This window comes from Cupriavidus oxalaticus, from assembly GCF_004768545.1.
Lineage (GTDB): Bacteria > Pseudomonadota > Gammaproteobacteria > Burkholderiales > Burkholderiaceae > Cupriavidus > Cupriavidus oxalaticus_A.
Genome location: NZ_CP038635.1, coordinates 1,364,664 through 1,380,567, shown reverse-complemented (window position 1 = coordinate 1,380,567; position 15,904 = coordinate 1,364,664). Strand labels below are relative to the sequence as shown.

The window sequence follows — 15,904 nt, the reverse complement described above, 5'->3', positions numbered from 1 at the left end:
ATGACCCAGACCACCGCTTCCCTCGGCCAGGCCATCCTCGACCACGCCGACCAGCTCGCCCGCTTCTCCGACATGGAAGGCGGCCTCACCTGCGCCTACCTGACGCCGGCGCACCGCGCCGCGCAGGACCGGCTGGCGCAATGGATGGAAGCCGCGGGCATGCAGGTGCGCATCGACGCCATCGGCAATGTCATCGGCCGCTACGCCGCCGACCCCGCCGTCACCGATGCGCGCGTGCTGATGACCGGCTCGCACTTCGATACGGTGCGCAATGGCGGCCGCTATGACGGGCGCCTCGGCATCCTGCTGCCGATCGCCGTGGTGGATGCGCTGAACCGGGCCGGGATACGGCTGCCGTACCACTTCGAGGTGGTGGGGTTCGCCGAGGAGGAAGGGCTGCGCTTCAAGACCAGCTTCCTGGCCAGCAGCGTGCTGGCGGGCCGCTTCGACCCCGCGCTGCTCGCCCGCGCCGACGCTGACGGCGTCACGCTGGCCGAGGCGCTGGCCGCCTCCGGCCTGCCCGGCGCCGGCGGCCTGGATGCGCTGCGTGCCGCGGCGATCGATCCGGCGACACTGCTGGGCTTTGTCGAAGTGCATATCGAACAGGGGCCGGTGCTGCTGCACCACGGCCTGCCGCTGGGCGTGGTCACGCAGATTGCCGGAAGCAGCCGCTTCCAGGTCCGGGTGGAAGGCCAGGCCAGCCATGCCGGCACCACCCCGATGGGCATGCGCAAGGACGCCGCCGCGGGTGCGGCCGAGATGATCCTGCTGGTGGAAGAGCGCTGCGCCGCCGCGCCCACGCTGGTCGGCACCGTCGGCCAGCTGCAGGTGCCGAATGGCTCGAGCAATGTGATCCCGGCCGCCTGCACCTTCTCGATGGACATCCGCGCCGGCGCCGACGACATCCGCGAGGCGGCCATTGCCGACATCGTCGCCGGCATCGAACGGATCGCCGCACGGCGCGGGCTGTTGGCGCAGGTCGAGCGCGTGCCGCCGGTCAACAACGCGCCCTGCGCCCGCTGGCTGATGGACCAGTTCGGCGCGGTATTGAAGAAGCGGGGGATGGAGGCGTTCGAGCTGCCTTCCGGCGCCGGCCACGACGCCATGATGATGCACCGCATCACCGACGTGGCGATGCTGTTCGTGCGCTGCGGCAATGGCGGGATCAGCCACAACCCGCTGGAGACCATCACCGCCGAAGATGCGCAGCTGGCGGCCGAAGTCTTCGTCGACTTCCTGCGCCACTTCCAGCCGCGCGGCTGACAGCACACGGCAGCGCTCAGCTGCCGTCGTACATCTCCCGCCCGAAATCGTAGAGGCTCTTGCGCAGGCGGCGCCGCTCGTCCGGCGACAGCCGCGAACCGCCGCGCTCGCGTTCGTCCGCGCGGCGGCGGTCGGTCTCGCGTTGCTCGGCGCGATGGCGCTCGGCACGGGCACGCGCCTCGCGCTGGCCGTTGCCCGGATCGCTCGCCTGCGTCGACGGATGGCGCTTGAGCAGGTTGGCCATGCCGGCCGACTGGGCCCGCGCCGGCCCGGCCGGCCCCAGCAGCCATGCGGCAGCCGCAAGCGCAATACATGCGCCGGCTATACCATGCTGCGGAGGCCCGTGCCGGGTTCGGTTCACTTTCATTGATAATGGCGGTCTTGGCTTCGGGAAACGCGGTCGTTGAAACCATCTGAAGCCGGGAAATTTCGTTACCCCGTCCGATCCCCGCCTGGCGCTGCTGGCCTCTGCAAGCATCGGGCCAGGGCCCGCGAGCCAGGGAAGCCGATGCCGCGGATCATGCAGTGCAAATGCGCGGAAAATCAGTCCGCAAGGAGCGCAAATAGACGGGATGGCGCAGTGTAGTCGCACGATTGATGCACGCTGCCATACCACGGGGTAAAGTATGTAACGTTTTGTTAAGCCATTTTGAGCGAAAGCGATAGTCGCTAAGATACCGCCATGGAAAATACCAGCCACAAGATTCTTGTCGTCGACGATGACCCGCGTCTGCGCGATCTGCTGCGCCGCTATCTGGGCGAACAGGGTTTCACCGTGCTGGTGGCGGAAAACGCCACCGCGATGAACAAGCTCTGGCTGCGCGAGCGTTTCGACCTGCTGGTGCTGGACCTGATGATGCCGGGCGAAGACGGCCTGTCGATCTGCCGCCGGCTGCGCGGTGCCAACGACCAGACTCCGATCATCATGCTCACCGCCAAGGGCGAGGACGTGGACCGCATCGTCGGCCTGGAAATGGGCGCCGACGATTACCTGCCCAAGCCGTTCAATCCGCGCGAGCTGATCGCGCGCATCCACGCGGTGCTGCGCCGCAAGGGCCCGGCCGAAGTGCCCGGCGCCCCGTCGGAAACTCCCGAGACCTTTGCCTTCGGCGACTTCGTGCTGAACCTGGCCACGCGCACGCTGACCAAGAACGACGAGGAAATCACGCTCACCACCGGCGAATTCTCGGTGCTCAAGGTATTCGCCCGCCATCCGCGCCAGCCGCTGTCGCGCGAAAAGCTGATGGAAATGGCGCGCGGCCGCGAATATGAAGTGTTCGATCGCAGCCTGGACGTGCAGATCTCGCGCCTGCGCAAGCTGATCGAGCCGGACCCCAGCAACCCGCGTTTTATCCAGACGGTCTGGGGCCTGGGCTACGTCTTCATTCCCGATGGCGTGAAATAACCGATAACGGCCGCTGTTCCTATCGTGGCGACCGTTATCGGCAGAACCGCGACGCGGTTCTTTGGTTCGCTGTTCTGGCGAACCTTCATGCTTATCGCCCTGCTGCTGGCGATCTCGCTGGGCATCTGGTTCCAGAGCTACCGGCTGTTCGAACGCGCCCCGCGCGCGCAGCAGATCGCCATGCAGGTGGTCAGCGTGGTCAAGCTCACGCGCGCCGCGCTGCTCTACTCCGACCCCGCGCGGCGCCGCTTCCTGCTGCTCGACCTGGTGCAGAACGAAGGCATCAAGGTCTATCCGCGCGAGAAGGACGACGACTTCGCCGCGCCTACCGCCAATCCCTTCCTGACCTCGCTGGTCCAGCAGGAAATCCGCAGCCGCCTGGGCGAGGACACCGTGCTGGCCACCACCGTCAACGATATCCCTGGTGTCTGGGTCAGCTTCGAGATCGAGGGCGACGACTATTGGGTCGCGATCAGCCCCGAGCGCTTCGAACGCGTGCCCGGCATCCAGTGGCTGTGGTGGAGCATTGCCGCGCTGCTGCTGTCGATCATCGGCGCGGCCTTTATCACCGCGCGCGTCAACTATCCGCTCAAGCGCCTGGCCAATGCCGCGCGCGCGATCGGCGCCGGCGGCGACCCGCCGCCGCTGCCCGAGCGCGGCGCCAGCGAGGTGGCGCTGGCCAACCACAGCTTCAACCAGATGGTGCAAGACCTGCGCCAGCTTGACGACGACCGCGTGGTGATGCTGGCCGGCATCTCGCACGACCTGCGCACGCCGCTGACGCGGCTGCGGCTGGAGACCGAGATGTCGCCGATGGACACGCCCACGCGCGACGCCATGATCGCCGACATCGAGCAGATGGACGCGATCATCGGCCAGTTTCTCAACTACGCGCGGCCGCCGCTGGAGACCGTCGAACCGGTCGACCTGTCGGCACTGGTGCACGATGCCGTGGGCGTCTATGCCGCGCACGACGACGTGCGCGTGCATGTGCGCGCCAACGCGCCGGTGATGGCCGTGGCCAACCGCATGGAAGTCCAGCGCATCCTCGACAACCTGGTCGAGAACGCGCGCCGCTATGCCAAGGACGAGCAGAGCGGCATGGCGGTGGTCGAGATCTCCACCCGCGTCGATGACAAGGAAGCCGTGCTGACCGTAGCCGACCGCGGCAATGGCGTGCCCGAAGGCCAGCTGTCGCTGTTGACGCGGCCGTTCTACCGGCTCGACAGCGCGCGCAGCGAGGCCAAGGGCGCGGGACTGGGCATGTCCATCGTCAACCGCATCATGCAGCGCAACGGCGGACGGCTGCTGCTGGCCAACCGCCCCGCGCCGGATTCGGGCCTGGTGGTCAGCGCCTGCTTCCGCCGCGCCTGAGCGCGGCTGCCTTCCGCGCGCGTCGCAGTGGTGCCGTGCTGCAGCCGGCTTGAATCCCGGCGGATCGTCACCAACTTGCCCTTTGTGTGCCTGCCTTGCATGGCATACTTGCCGCTTCGCAGCGTCGACCCTGCCCGGCGCTGAACCACTGCATGCCGTGCCTATCGGGCTCTTTGAGAATATCAATTAGCCCCCCGCGGGATGTTCACGCATAATCACGTTTTGTCGCGGTGCGCCGCAGCAAAGTGCCTGGCAAGCTTCACGCCGGGCCAGCGGCGGACACTGTACTTATCGCAACCGTATCTGGAGATAGTCTTATGAAGACCGTTGGTGAAAAGCTCGAAGCCTTCCACGTCGTCGGTGTCAAGCCGGGTTTCAACAATCACGAAGAGAACGGCCAGTCGGCTTTCGAAGACATCACCGAAAAGTCGTTCGAAGGCAAGTGGAAGGTCATCTACTTCTACCCGAAGGACTTCACCTTCGTGTGCCCGACCGAAATCGTTGCCTTCGCCAAGCTGAACGGCGACTTCGCTGACCGCGACGCGATCGTGCTGGGCGGTTCGACCGACAACGAGTTCGTCAAGCTGGCATGGCGCCGCGAGCACAAGGACCTGAACAAGCTGAACCAGTGGCAGTTCGCCGACGTGACCGGCTCGCTGATCGACCAGCTGGGCGTGCGTGACCAGGCCGCCGGCGTTGCCCTGCGCGCGACCTTCATCGTCGACCCGGACAACGTGATCCAGCACGTTTCGGTGAACAACCTGAACGTCGGCCGCAACCCGGACGAAGTCCTGCGTATCCTCGACGGCCTGCAAACGGACGAGCTGTGCCCGTGCAACCGTGCCGTTGGTGGCGCAACGCTGTAATTTGCGCTGTCACCTGCAATTCTTCGCCAGACACCGTGGCGAGCCGCGGAGGGCCCTGCCCTCCGCTCCGAAACCCGCTTGCGCGGGTTTTTTGGGCCCCGATCGATAGGAGAAATAAATGGAATTCCTCAGCACAATTAAAAATCTCATCCCCGATTACGCCAAGGATATCCGCCTGAATGTGGACGGCACCATCGCCCGTTCCTCGCTGGAAGGCAACGATGCGGTCGGCGTGGCGCTGGCGGCGGCATTCGCGGCGCAGAGCAAGGTGCTGGTGGATGCCATCCGCAATGCCGGCGTGCTATCGCCCGAGGAAACCAACGGCGCACTGACCGCCGCGGCGCTGATGGGCATGAACAACACTTGGTACCCGTACGTCGAAATGGCGGACGATACCGACCTGTCGACCCAGCCGGCCGGCCTGCGGATGAACGCCTACGCCACCCATGGCGGCGTGGACAAGCGCCGTTTCGAGATGTACGCTCTGGCCGCGTCGATCGTGGGCAAGTGCCACTTCTGCGTGAAGTCGCACTACCAGCTGCTGAAGAACGAACAGGGCATGACCGCGCAGCAGCTGCGCGACGTGGGCCGCATCGCCGCGGTGATCGTGGCCGCGGCCAACGTGATCGCCGCCGAGTAAGCAGGCAGCGAGCACGTAACGAGCACGCAACAAGCACACAGCGCGCCCCCGCGCCCTCCGACGGGGCCGTCCCACGGCCCCTGTAGCACAGCAGCCGGCAGCTTCCCAGCGGGAACTGCCGGCTGTTCCCATCTTGCAACCGCCCCCCGCATCGGGACTGCACTGGCGCGGCGATCGGCCTACAATCCAGGCAGCATATGCACTTTCAGCCTGCCATGACCCTGCCTTCGCCGACTTCCCCCCGTTTCCACTACCGCCTTGCCGCGGTGCAAGACTGGGGCGACATCGCTGCCGTCACGCAGCAAGCCTATGGCCAGTATGAGCTGGAAATCATGGAAGACTGCCGGGCCTCGTTCCAGCGCGGCATGCAGGCGGTACTGGCGACCAGCAATCCCGACATGGAATGGTGGGTGGCGGAAACCGATCACGGCATCATGGGTGCCGTGCTGTTCTGCCATCCCGGGGCTACGCTGCCCGCGCTCGACGGCAGCACCATCACGCTGACGCAGCCGGAGGCGCGGCTGCTGTCGGTCAGCCCGCAGGCGCGCGGCCTGGGGCTGGGGCGCACCCTGATGCAGATCTGCATCCAGCGCGCGCGCGATATCGGCTCCCCTACGCTGCTGGTGCGAACCATGCCGGAGATGGACTCGGCCAACCGGCTGGTGCAGCAGATGGGCTTCACCAAGCGCACCGAGGCCGGTGCGCGCTCGGGCGCGATGGCGCGGCTGATCGACTACACCTACACCATCCCGCCGGACAACGCCCCGGCGGCGGACGCGCCGCGCAGCTAGCAAAGCTCGTCCGCGCCACCCACTGCGCCCGCCACAGGTCGCTCAGTCCTGCGCGCCCGTCACCGAGGCGCGCCAGACCAGCACCGCGGCCTGCGCCACGATGCCTTCCTGCCGTCCTTCGAAGCCCAGCTTTTCGTTGGTCTTTGCCTTGACGTTGCAGCGCCCCGGCGCCAGCCCGAGGTCTTCCGCCAGGTTAGCCACCATCGCGCCGATATGCGGTGCCAGCCTGGGCGCCTGCGCAATCACGGTGGCATCGACATTGCCGATTTCATAGCCCGCCTCGCGCACGCGGCGCGCTGCCTCGCGCAGCAGCACGCGGCTGTCGGCGCCGGCAAATCGCGCGTCGGTATCGGGGAAATGGCGGCCGATATCGCCCAGCGCGGCTGCGCCGAACAGCGCGTCAGTCACCGCGTGCAGCAGCGCGTCGGCATCGGAATGGCCCAGCAGGCCGCGGTCGTGCGGGATCTCCACGCCGCCCAGTATCAGCTTGCGGCCCGGCACCAGCGCGTGGACGTCATAGCCCTGACCCACGCGGATATCGAAAGGCATCATTGCGGTTACGCTCCTTATGCTCCTTATGCTCCTGTTGCTCCTGGTGCGCCTGTACCCAGCAGCACTTCGGCGAGCGCGAAGTCTTCCGGGTATGTCACCTTGAAATTGCGCAGCGAGCCGTTGACCAGCCGCGGATGCAGCCCCAGCCGTTCGATCGCGCTGGCTTCGTCGGTCACCACCGCGCCGGCCGCCAAGGCATCCTGCAGCGCCTGGCGCAGCACGCCCAGCCGGAACATCTGCGGCGTCTGCGCCTGCCACAGCCCTTCGCGCGGCACGGTGCCGCCAATGCGGGCATCGTCCTGCGCGCGCTTGAGGGTGTCGGGCACCGGCACCGCCAGGATGCCACCGATGGCCGCATCCGGATCGTCGTCGCCGTCGCTTTCGACCGCGCGCACCAGCGCGTGGATCATCGCCGGGGTCAGGCCCGGGCGCGCCGCGTCGTGCACCAGCACCCAGTCGGTATCGGTGGCGCCGAGCTGGGCCAGGTGATGCAGCCCCGCCAGCACCGACGCATGCCGCGTGTCGCCGCCAACGAAGGCGGTGTCGAAGCGCAGCCCGGCGAACGCAGCGGCGCCGAAGCGCGATTCCAGCGGCATGTCGTCGGGCGCCAGCACCAGCGCGGTGGCGTTGATCGCGTCGCACGCCGAGAACGCCGCCAGCGCGTACCAGATCATCGGCCGGCCGGCCACGGTCTGGTATTGCTTGGGAACGGCGCCGCCGGCGCGGCTGCCGGTACCGGCACAGGGAATCAGGGCAAAGCGGCGAGCGGACACGGCTGGGGCAGGAAGTGGATGGCGAAGTGAAGCTGCAAGGGACTGGGCTAGCGCAGGCGCCGTGGCGCCAGCGGGACAACCGGGTCGCATTCTATAATACGGCCCTTGCCCGTCGCCATGGCGCATGCGTGCCCGGCGGCGTGGGCGGGTGCCGCCACGTGCCCGCAGCATTCTGTCCGACCCCCGCCCGCGCTGCCGGCGGGGTGTCGTCGTTTTGAACGCCCCGTTGCCGACATGCCTGACGCTACGCCCTCCCTGCCCTTCGTCAACCTGCCGCTGGTCAAGCCCGGCCTGCGCCACACCGTCGCCGGCCTGCGTGGCTCGGCCGATGCCCTGGCCCTTGCCGCCTACGCGCGGCAGCACCGCGCGCGCGCGCCGATGCTGGCAGTGGTGTGCGCCAATGCCGTCGACGCCCAGCGCCTGGCCGAGGAAATCCCCTGGTTCGCGCCCGAGCTGCGCGTGCGCCTGCTGCCCGACTGGGAAACGCTGCCCTACGACAGCTTCTCGCCGCACCAGGACCTGGTCTCCGAACGCCTGGCCACGCTGCACGACATCCAGGGCGGGCAATGCGACGTGATGCTGGTGCCGGCCAGCACCGCGCTGTACCGGCTCGCGCCACCGTCCTTCCTGGCCGCCTACACCTTCTTCTTCAAGCAGGGCGAGCGCCTGGACGAGGCCGCGCTGAAGGCGCAGTTCACGCTGGCCGGCTACGAGCACGTCAGCGCCGTGATGCGCCCGGGCGAATACAGCGTGCGCGGCGGCCTGATCGACCTGTACCCGATGGGATCTGCGCTGCCGTACCGGATCGACCTGTTCGGCGACGAGATCGAGACTATCCGCGCGTTTGACCCGGACACGCAGCGCAGCCTTTACCCGGTCAAGGAAGTGCGCCTGCTGCCGGGCCGCGAATTCCCCCTCGACGAAGCCGCGCGCACCGCGTTCCGCGGCCGCTGGCGCGAAGTCTTCGAGGGTGACCCGACCAAGTCGCCGATCTACAAGGACATCGGCAACGGCGTGCCGTCGGCGGGCATCGAGTACTACCTGCCGCTGTTTTTCGAAGAGAGCGCGACGCTGTTCGACTACCTGCCCGCGGATACCCAACTGGCCTTCGCGGGCAACATCGACGAAGCGATCCGCCGCTTCTGGGCCGACACCACGCAGCGCTACAACTTCATGCGGCACGACCGCGAGCGTCCGCTGCTGCCGCCGGCCGACCTGTTCCTGTCCGAGGAGCAGTTTTTCGTCGGCGCCAAGCCGATGGCGCGGCTGGTGCTGCAGACGGAGCCAGGCGCGGACCAGGTGCCGTTCTCGGCGATCCTGCCGGATGTCTCCGTCAACCGGCGCGCGGAAGATCCGCTGGTAAACCTGGAATCGCTGCTGCTCGACACGCAGACCCGCGTGCTGATGTGCGCCGATTCCGCCGGCCGGCGCGAGACGCTGCTGCAGCTGTTCGCCGAAAGCGGCCTGCGCCCGCATCCGGTGGACGACTTTGCCGCATTCCTCGCCGGCGAGGCGCATTTCTCGATCGCGGTGGCACCCTTGCAGAGCGGCTTCGCGTTGCCGCAAGGTCAGCTCGCCTTCGTCACCGAAGCCGAGCTATATGCCGGCACCGCGCGCCGCGCCGGCCGCCGCAAGCAGGAGCAGGCCACCGCCGTCGACTCGATGGTGCGCGACCTGGCCGAACTGAAGATCGGCGATCCGGTGGTGCACAGCGAGCACGGTATCGGCCGCTACCACGGCCTGGTGTCCCTCGACATGGGCCAGGGCGACGAGGAATTCCTGCACCTCGAATACGACAAAAGCAGCAAGCTGTATGTGCCGGTGCACCAGCTGCACGTGATCTCGCGCTACTCCGGCGCCGACCCGGACACCGCGCCGCTGCACCACCTGGGCTCGGGCCAGTGGGACAAGGCCAAGCGCCGCGCTGCGCAGCAGATCCGCGATACCGCTGCCGAATTGCTCAACCTCTACGCACGCCGCGCCGCTCGCGAGGGCTTCGCCTTCCCGCTGTCGCCGAAGGACTACGAGACCTTTGCCGAAAGCTTCGGCTTCGAGGAAACGCCGGACCAGGCCGCCGCCATCGCCGCAGTGATCGCCGACATGACCTCGGGCAAGCCGATGGACCGGCTGGTCTGCGGCGACGTCGGCTTCGGCAAGACCGAGGTCGCGCTGCGTGCGGCCTTTGTCGCGGTGCTGGGCGGCAAGCAGGTGGCGATGCTCGCGCCGACCACGCTGCTGGCGGAGCAGCACTTCCAGACGCTGTCCGACCGCTTCGCGGAATGGCCGGTGCGCATCGTCGAACTGTCGCGCTTCAAGACCAAGAAGGAGATCGACGCGGCCATCAGGCAAATCAACGAGGGCAGCGTCGATATCGTCATCGGCACGCACAAGATCCTGTCCGACCAGGTCAGGTTCCAGCGGCTGGGCCTGGTCATCATCGACGAGGAACACCGCTTCGGCGTGCGCCAGAAGGAAGCGCTGAAGACGCTGCGCGCCGAGGTCGACATCCTGACGCTGACCGCCACGCCGATTCCGCGCACGCTGGGCATGGCACTGGAAGGCCTGCGCGATTTTTCGGTAATCGCGACCGCGCCGCAGAAGCGGCTGGCGATCAAGACCTTCGTGCGCCGCGAGGAAGACGGCGTGATCCGCGAGGCCATCCTGCGCGAACTCAAGCGCGGCGGCCAGATCTACTTCCTGCACAACGAGGTCGAGACCATCGAGAACAAGCGCGCGAAGCTCGCCGAGCTGGTGCCCGAGGCGCGCATCGCGGTGGCGCACGGCCAGATGCACGAGCGCGAGCTGGAGCGCGTGATGCGCGACTTCGTCTCGCGCCGCGACAACATCCTGCTGTGCACCACCATCATCGAGACCGGCATCGACGTGCCGACCGCCAACACCATCCTGATCCACCGCGCCGACAAGTTCGGGCTGGCGCAGCTGCACCAGCTGCGCGGCCGCGTCGGGCGTTCGCACCACCAGGCCTATGCCTACCTGCTGGTGCATGATGTCGACGGCCTGACCAAGCAGGCGCAGCGCCGGCTCGAGGCGATCCAGCAGATGGAGGAACTGGGCTCGGGCTTCTACCTGGCCATGCACGATCTGGAAATCCGCGGCGCCGGCGAGGTGCTCGGCGACAAGCAGTCGGGCGAGATCCACGAGATCGGCTTCCAGCTCTACACCGACATGCTCAACCACGCGGTCAAGGCGCTGAAGGCCGGCAAGGAGCCGGACCTGATGGCACCGCTGGCGGCGACCACCGAGATCAACCTCGGCACGCCGGCGCTGCTGCCCAACGACTACTGCGGCGATGTGCATGAACGCCTGTCGCTGTACAAGCGCCTGGCCAATTGCGAAACCGCCGAGCGTGTCGACGATATCCAGGAAGAACTGATCGACCGCTTCGGCCGCCTGCCGGCGCAGGCGCAGGCGCTGGTGGAAACGCACCGGCTGCGCATCGCCGCGGCGCCGCTGGGCGTGCGCAAGATCGATGCGGGCGAGGCCACCTTCAGCGTGCAGTTCGTGCCCAACCCGCCGATCGATGCCATGCGCATCATCGACCTGGTGCAGAAGAACCGGCATATCAAGCTGGCCGGGCAGGACAAGCTGCGCATCGAGGCCAAGATGCCGGACGTGACGGTACGCGCGCAGACGATCAAGCACACGCTGCGGCAACTGTCGTAAACCTGCGGGGCGGCGTCATGCGCCGATTGCATGGACTCGGTACACGACCGGGTGTAGCATCGGACTCCTGATCGGTTAGTGATAGCGCCCCATGCCAGCCCAAGCCGCCGCCCCCAGCCAGACCGTCAATGACCACGCCGCGCGAGGCAGCGCGCTCGAATGGACCCAGCGGCTGGTCGCCTATGACACCACCAGCCGCCACTCCAACCTCGGCCTGATCGAGACCGTGCGCGACCACTTCCTGGCCAAGGGCCTGAAGCCGCATCTGAGCTACAACCCGCAACAGGACAAGGCCAATCTCTTTGTCACGGTGCCCGCGGCCGATGGCGGCACCAACGGCGGCATCGTGCTGTCGGGCCACACCGACGTGGTGCCGGTGGACGGCCAGGACTGGACCACCGATCCGTTCAGGCCGGTGATCCGCGACGGCAAGCTCTATGGCCGCGGCACCTGCGACATGAAGGGCTTCATCGGCACCAGCCTGTCGCTGCTGCCAGCCATCCTCGGCGCGAAGCTGCGCGAGCCGGTGCACTACGCCCTCTCCTTCGATGAAGAAATCGGCTGCATGGGCGCGCCCTACCTGCTGGCCGAACTGCGCGACCGCGGCGTGACGCCCGGCGGCTGCATCGTGGGCGAGCCGACCAGCATGCGCGTGATCGTCGCGCACAAGGGCATCAATGCCTACCGCTGCTGCGTGCGGGGCCAGGCCGCGCACTCGTCGCTGACGCCGCGCGGCGTCAATGCGATCGAATACGCGGCGCGGCTGATCTGCTTCATCCGCGATATCGCCGATGAATTCAAGGCCAACGGCCCTTACGACCAGGCCTTCGACGTGCCTTATACCACCGCGCAGACCGGCACTATCCAGGGCGGGATCGCGCTCAACACCATCCCGGCGCTGTGCGAGTTCGTATTCGAGTTCCGCAATTTGCCCGGGGTGGATCCGGAAGCGATCTACGCGCGGATCCATGCCTACGCCAACGACGTGCTGCTGCCGAAGATGCGCGCCGAGCATGCCGATGCCGACCTGACGCTCAGCAAGATTGCCGCCGCGCCGTCGCTGGATGTTGCCGAGCAGGCCGCGATCACGCAGCTGGTGCGCGCGCTGACGGCCGATCGCGAGACCAACAAGGTTGCCTATGGCACCGAGGCCGGGCTGTTCCAGCGCGCGGGCATTCCGGCGGTGGTGTGCGGGCCTGGCGATATCCAGCAGGCGCACAAGCCGGATGAGTTTGTCGCGCTGGAGCAGCTGGCGGCGTGCGAAGCGTTCCTGCATAAGGTGGTGGATAGCCTGCGCATGGCCTGACCAACTATGTCTGGCGTGACACCAGGCTCAGGATGTGACCAGGGCGCCCTTCAACCACTCGCCCGAGTTCTATGTGGACGAGCCGGCGCTGATCAACGGCGTGCGCGCGCTGTCCAACCTGACGGTGGACTACATGCTGATGGCGCGGCGCTGAGCATCCGGGCAGTGCTCAGCCAGCCGGCCAGGGCGGCTACAATAGCGGTTTTTCCGCGTTGCCGCCCTGCCTGCCCGCCATGCTGCGCGCGCCCGATCCTCACCTGCCATGCCCCTGATCCTCCAGAGCACCGCCCCGCTTTCCGCCGCCGACCTCGACACCGCCCGCACCCTCGCCCGCGCCTCCGCGCTGGTGCCGCGCAGCGACACCGTGGCTGCCGCCGAGGACTGCGCGCCGCTGACGCCGGCGCTGCGCGATGCGCTGGATGATTTCTGCGGTCCGCGCGCGATCGACTGGGCCGTGGTCCCGGCCGGACGCAGGCTGTCGGATTTCCGGCTGGTGGCGATGGACATGGACTCGACGCTGATCACGATCGAGTGCATCGACGAGATCGCCGACTTCTGCGGCCTCAAGGCCGAGGTCTCCGCCATCACCGAAGCCGCGATGCGTGGCGAGATCACCGACTTCAACGAAAGCCTGCGGCGCCGCGTGGCGCTGCTAAAGGGCCTGGACGCCAGCGTGCTCGACCGCGTCTACGCGGAGCGCCTGCGCCTGTCGCCGGGTGCCGAGCGCATGCTGCAGGCCGTGCAGGCGCTGGGCATCAAGACGCTGCTGGTGTCCGGAGGCTTCGTCCACTTCACCGACCAGCTCAAGCCGCGCCTGAAGCTGGACTTCACCCGCGCCAACACGCTGGAAATCGTCGACGGCAAGCTGACCGGCAGCGTGGTCGGCGAGATCGTCAATGCCGACGTCAAGGCCCGTACCGTGCGGGAAGTCTGCGCACAGATCGGCGCCACGCCGGACCAGGCCATCGTCATGGGCGACGGTTCCAATGACCTCAAGATGATGGCCGTAGCCGGGCTCTCGGTGGCCTTCCGCGCCAAGCCGGTGGTGCGCGCGCAGGCCAGCGTGGCGTTCAACCATGTCGGGCTGGACGGGCTGCTGGCACTGTTCCCCCACTGAAGTCACGCAAGGGGGCGGCAGCGCCGCTTCCGTGGCGTCGATTCCGTGGCGTGGATTCCATGGCGTCGGGTCCGTTGCGCCGCTGGGTGGCGGTTGTGCCACCTTTCGACGCCCCTTCTCCAACACTCCGGGCATCCCGGTCAGCGGAATCTACTGCGGCACTGGCCGCGCTGGCCGTGCCGCTGTCCAACGCCATCCTGACCGGCGACCACCTGCTGCGCAGCATCCCCAGCGGGCACTGGATCATCGCCGGCTTCGATATCGGCGCCATCGCGCTGGCGGCAGGCTTCGTCGCCCTCGCCCGCGCCACCCGGCGGCGTGCGCGCAGCGGACCGGCCGAGTCGGTGTGGGCGCTGCCGCGTGCCGCCGCCGCGGCCACGGACACGGCCGCCGCCGGCGCCAAGCCGATGTCCGGCGCCGACGCCCGCTGAGCGCCGGCGGTTGAACGGGGCTCGGCTACACTACATGAGCCCCCAACCAACAGACCCGACCGCCATGGAACCGACCTTCCACCAGTTTTCCGAACTGTTCGCGCAACTCGGCCTGGCTTCCGATGAGGCCAGCATCCGCAGCTTCATCGGCCAGCACGCGCCGCTGCCAGACGATGTGGAGCTGGCAGAGGCGCCGTTCTGGACGCCGGCGCAGTCAGCGCTGCTGCACGACGAGCTTCTCGACGACGCCGACTGGGCCGAGGTGGTCGACCAGCTCAACCTGGCTCTGCGCAAGCCTGCCTGAAGCGGGCGCGGGGCGCCTGCGCGCCCCGCCTAAGCCTTACATCCCTTACGCCGCGCCCAACTGCGCCTCCATCGCCTGGCGCAGGTCGGCGATCAGGTCGCGCGTGTCCTCCAGGCCGATATAGAGCCGCACCAGTTCACCGGTGTCCTGCCAGCCGGCCGGCGGCCAGGTGCCTGCCGGACGCATGTTCTGGACGTGGTAAGGCACTGCCAGGCTGTGCGCGCCGCCCCACGACCAGCCGATCGCGAACAACTGCAGCGCCTCGACAAAGGCATCGACCTGCTGGCGCGAGTAGCGCGCGCGCAGGATGATGGCGAACAGGCCGGTAGCGCCGGTGAAGTCGCGCCGCCAGTTGGCGTGGCCCGGGCAGTCAGGCAGCGCGGGATGCAGCACACGCGCGACCTCGGGCCGCTGGCGCAGCCATTCGGCGACTTCGCGCGCGCCGCGGTCGTGCGCCGCCAGCCGCACCGGCAGGCTCGGCAGCCCGCGCAGCACCAGGTGGCAGTCATCGGCGGACACGCCCCAGCCCATCAGCATGCGGGTGCGCCGCAGGCGGTCGTGCAGCGCATCGTCACAGGTCATGACCGCGCCCATCAGCACATCGCTGCCGCCGGACTGGTATTTGGTCAGCGCCTGCACCGAGATATCGATGCCTTTCTCGAACGGGCGGAAGTAGACGCCGCCCGACCAGGTGTTGTCGATCGCGGTCAGCACGCCATGCGCCCGCGCGGCGGCGACGATGGCATCGGTGTCCGCCACTTCCATCGTCACCGAACCCGGCGACTCCATCCAGATCAGGCGCGTCTCGGGCCGGATCATCGCGGCCATGCCGGCAGCGTCCATCGGATCGTAGTAGCGCACCGACACGCCATAGTCGCGCGCCAGCCATTCGCCATGGTCGCGGTTGGGGCCGTAGACGTTGTGCGGCATCAGCACGTCGTCGCCGCTCTTGAGCAGCGCGAAGTAGACCAGCGAAATCGCCGCCAGCCCGGAAGGCAGCAGCAAGGTATGGCGCGCCCCTTCGATCAGTGCCAGGTGCTGGCACAGCGCCTCGCTGGTCGGGGTGGCGTGCAGGCCGTAACGCCAGTAGGTGGTGGCACCGTCACCTTGCGCACGCAGTTCGGCCAGGTTGCGGAACACCACGGTCGAGCCACGGTGGGTGGCGGGCGAGAATGAGGCAAAGCCGGAGGCGATGTCCAGCTCGGGCTGGACCGCGACGGTCTGCAGGTAATGGGGGCGGGATGCGGGCTTGTCGGACGGCGAATCGGACACGGCGGATTCCTTGCTGGCTGCTGGCCGGCGCTGGCACGATGCCAAGCAGGCATCACGCTGTCCGGCCAGGAATGAGACTCGGTGAGCCTTCGAGCTTACCAGCAAATGCCGGCCGCGCCACCGGGA

Annotated in this window: 14 protein-coding genes and 1 pseudogene; 11 read left to right on the top strand and 4 right to left on the bottom strand. The window is 67.7% G+C overall.

Annotated elements, in window-relative coordinates:
* Window positions 1-1,263 (top strand): Zn-dependent hydrolase, encoded by a 1,263-nt coding sequence (locus E0W60_RS17240; RefSeq protein ID WP_135705040.1) that lies wholly within the window; start codon window positions 1-3, stop codon window positions 1,261-1,263.
* A 16-nt stretch (window positions 1,264-1,279) separates the two neighbouring features.
* On the opposite strand, the gene E0W60_RS17235 is transcribed toward E0W60_RS17240, so the two are convergent.
* Complete coding sequence (locus tag E0W60_RS17235) at window positions 1,280-1,630, bottom strand: hypothetical protein (protein WP_135705039.1); 351 nt, start codon at window positions 1,628-1,630, stop codon at window positions 1,280-1,282.
* A 315-nt stretch (window positions 1,631-1,945) separates the two neighbouring features.
* Here E0W60_RS17235 and ompR point away from each other — a divergent pair, with 315 nt between their 5' ends.
* From ompR to E0W60_RS17210, 5 genes are all read left to right on the top strand, one after another.
* Window positions 1,946-2,668: an osmolarity response regulator transcription factor OmpR gene (gene ompR / locus E0W60_RS17230; RefSeq protein WP_010810107.1), complete on the top strand. Its 723-nt coding sequence runs from the start codon at window positions 1,946-1,948 to the stop codon at window positions 2,666-2,668.
* A gap of 24 nt (window positions 2,669-2,692) precedes the next feature.
* On the top strand, window positions 2,693-4,042 hold the full coding sequence (locus E0W60_RS17225; RefSeq protein ID WP_133096857.1) for an ATP-binding protein: 1,350 nt from the start codon (window positions 2,693-2,695) through the stop codon (window positions 4,040-4,042).
* Window positions 4,043-4,359: 317 nt separating this feature from the next.
* On the top strand, window positions 4,360-4,908 hold the full coding sequence (locus E0W60_RS17220) for a peroxiredoxin (protein ID WP_133096856.1): 549 nt from the start codon (window positions 4,360-4,362) through the stop codon (window positions 4,906-4,908).
* Window positions 4,909-5,026: 118 nt separating this feature from the next.
* Complete coding sequence (locus tag E0W60_RS17215; protein WP_133096855.1) at window positions 5,027-5,548, top strand: carboxymuconolactone decarboxylase family protein; 522 nt, start codon at window positions 5,027-5,029, stop codon at window positions 5,546-5,548.
* Between the two features lie 215 nt (window positions 5,549-5,763).
* Window positions 5,764-6,339 (top strand): GNAT family N-acetyltransferase, encoded by a 576-nt coding sequence (locus tag E0W60_RS17210; protein ID WP_135705038.1) that lies wholly within the window; start codon window positions 5,764-5,766, stop codon window positions 6,337-6,339.
* Window positions 6,340-6,381: 42 nt separating this feature from the next.
* Here the strand turns inward: E0W60_RS17210 and ispF are convergent, their stop codons facing one another.
* Both ispF and ispD read right to left on the bottom strand, forming a co-directional pair.
* Window positions 6,382-6,891 (bottom strand): 2-C-methyl-D-erythritol 2,4-cyclodiphosphate synthase, encoded by a 510-nt coding sequence (ispF, locus tag E0W60_RS17205; protein ID WP_133096853.1) that lies wholly within the window; start codon window positions 6,889-6,891, stop codon window positions 6,382-6,384.
* A gap of 23 nt (window positions 6,892-6,914) precedes the next feature.
* Window positions 6,915-7,664, bottom strand: coding sequence for a 2-C-methyl-D-erythritol 4-phosphate cytidylyltransferase (gene ispD / locus E0W60_RS17200; RefSeq protein ID WP_133096852.1), 750 nt, complete (start codon window positions 7,662-7,664; stop codon window positions 6,915-6,917).
* Window positions 7,665-7,898: 234 nt separating this feature from the next.
* On the opposite strand from ispD, the gene mfd reads away from it, so the two are divergent.
* The 5 genes and pseudogenes from mfd (at window position 7,899) to E0W60_RS17170 (ending at window position 14,506) form a co-directional block, all read left to right on the top strand.
* On the top strand, window positions 7,899-11,348 hold the full coding sequence (gene mfd, locus E0W60_RS17195; protein ID WP_135705037.1) for a transcription-repair coupling factor: 3,450 nt from the start codon (window positions 7,899-7,901) through the stop codon (window positions 11,346-11,348).
* Between the two features lie 91 nt (window positions 11,349-11,439).
* Window positions 11,440-12,654, top strand: coding sequence for an acetylornithine deacetylase (gene argE / locus E0W60_RS17190; protein WP_135705036.1), 1,215 nt, complete (start codon window positions 11,440-11,442; stop codon window positions 12,652-12,654).
* A gap of 262 nt (window positions 12,655-12,916) precedes the next feature.
* The gene (serB, locus tag E0W60_RS17180) at window positions 12,917-13,771 is read left to right on the top strand and encodes a phosphoserine phosphatase SerB (protein WP_135705035.1); all 855 of its coding nucleotides are present in this window, start codon (window positions 12,917-12,919) and stop codon (window positions 13,769-13,771) included.
* A gap of 155 nt (window positions 13,772-13,926) precedes the next feature.
* Window positions 13,927-14,202, top strand: a pseudogene (locus tag E0W60_RS17175) (PepSY domain-containing protein); the annotation flags it as partial.
* Between the two features lie 64 nt (window positions 14,203-14,266).
* Complete coding sequence (locus E0W60_RS17170; protein ID WP_029049291.1) at window positions 14,267-14,506, top strand: DUF2789 domain-containing protein; 240 nt, start codon at window positions 14,267-14,269, stop codon at window positions 14,504-14,506.
* A gap of 45 nt (window positions 14,507-14,551) precedes the next feature.
* Here the strand turns inward: E0W60_RS17170 and E0W60_RS17165 are convergent, their stop codons facing one another.
* Entirely contained in the window at window positions 14,552-15,778 is a 1,227-nt protein-coding gene (locus E0W60_RS17165; RefSeq protein WP_135705034.1) for a cystathionine beta-lyase, read from the bottom strand.
* Window positions 15,779-15,904 lie beyond the last annotated feature (126 nt).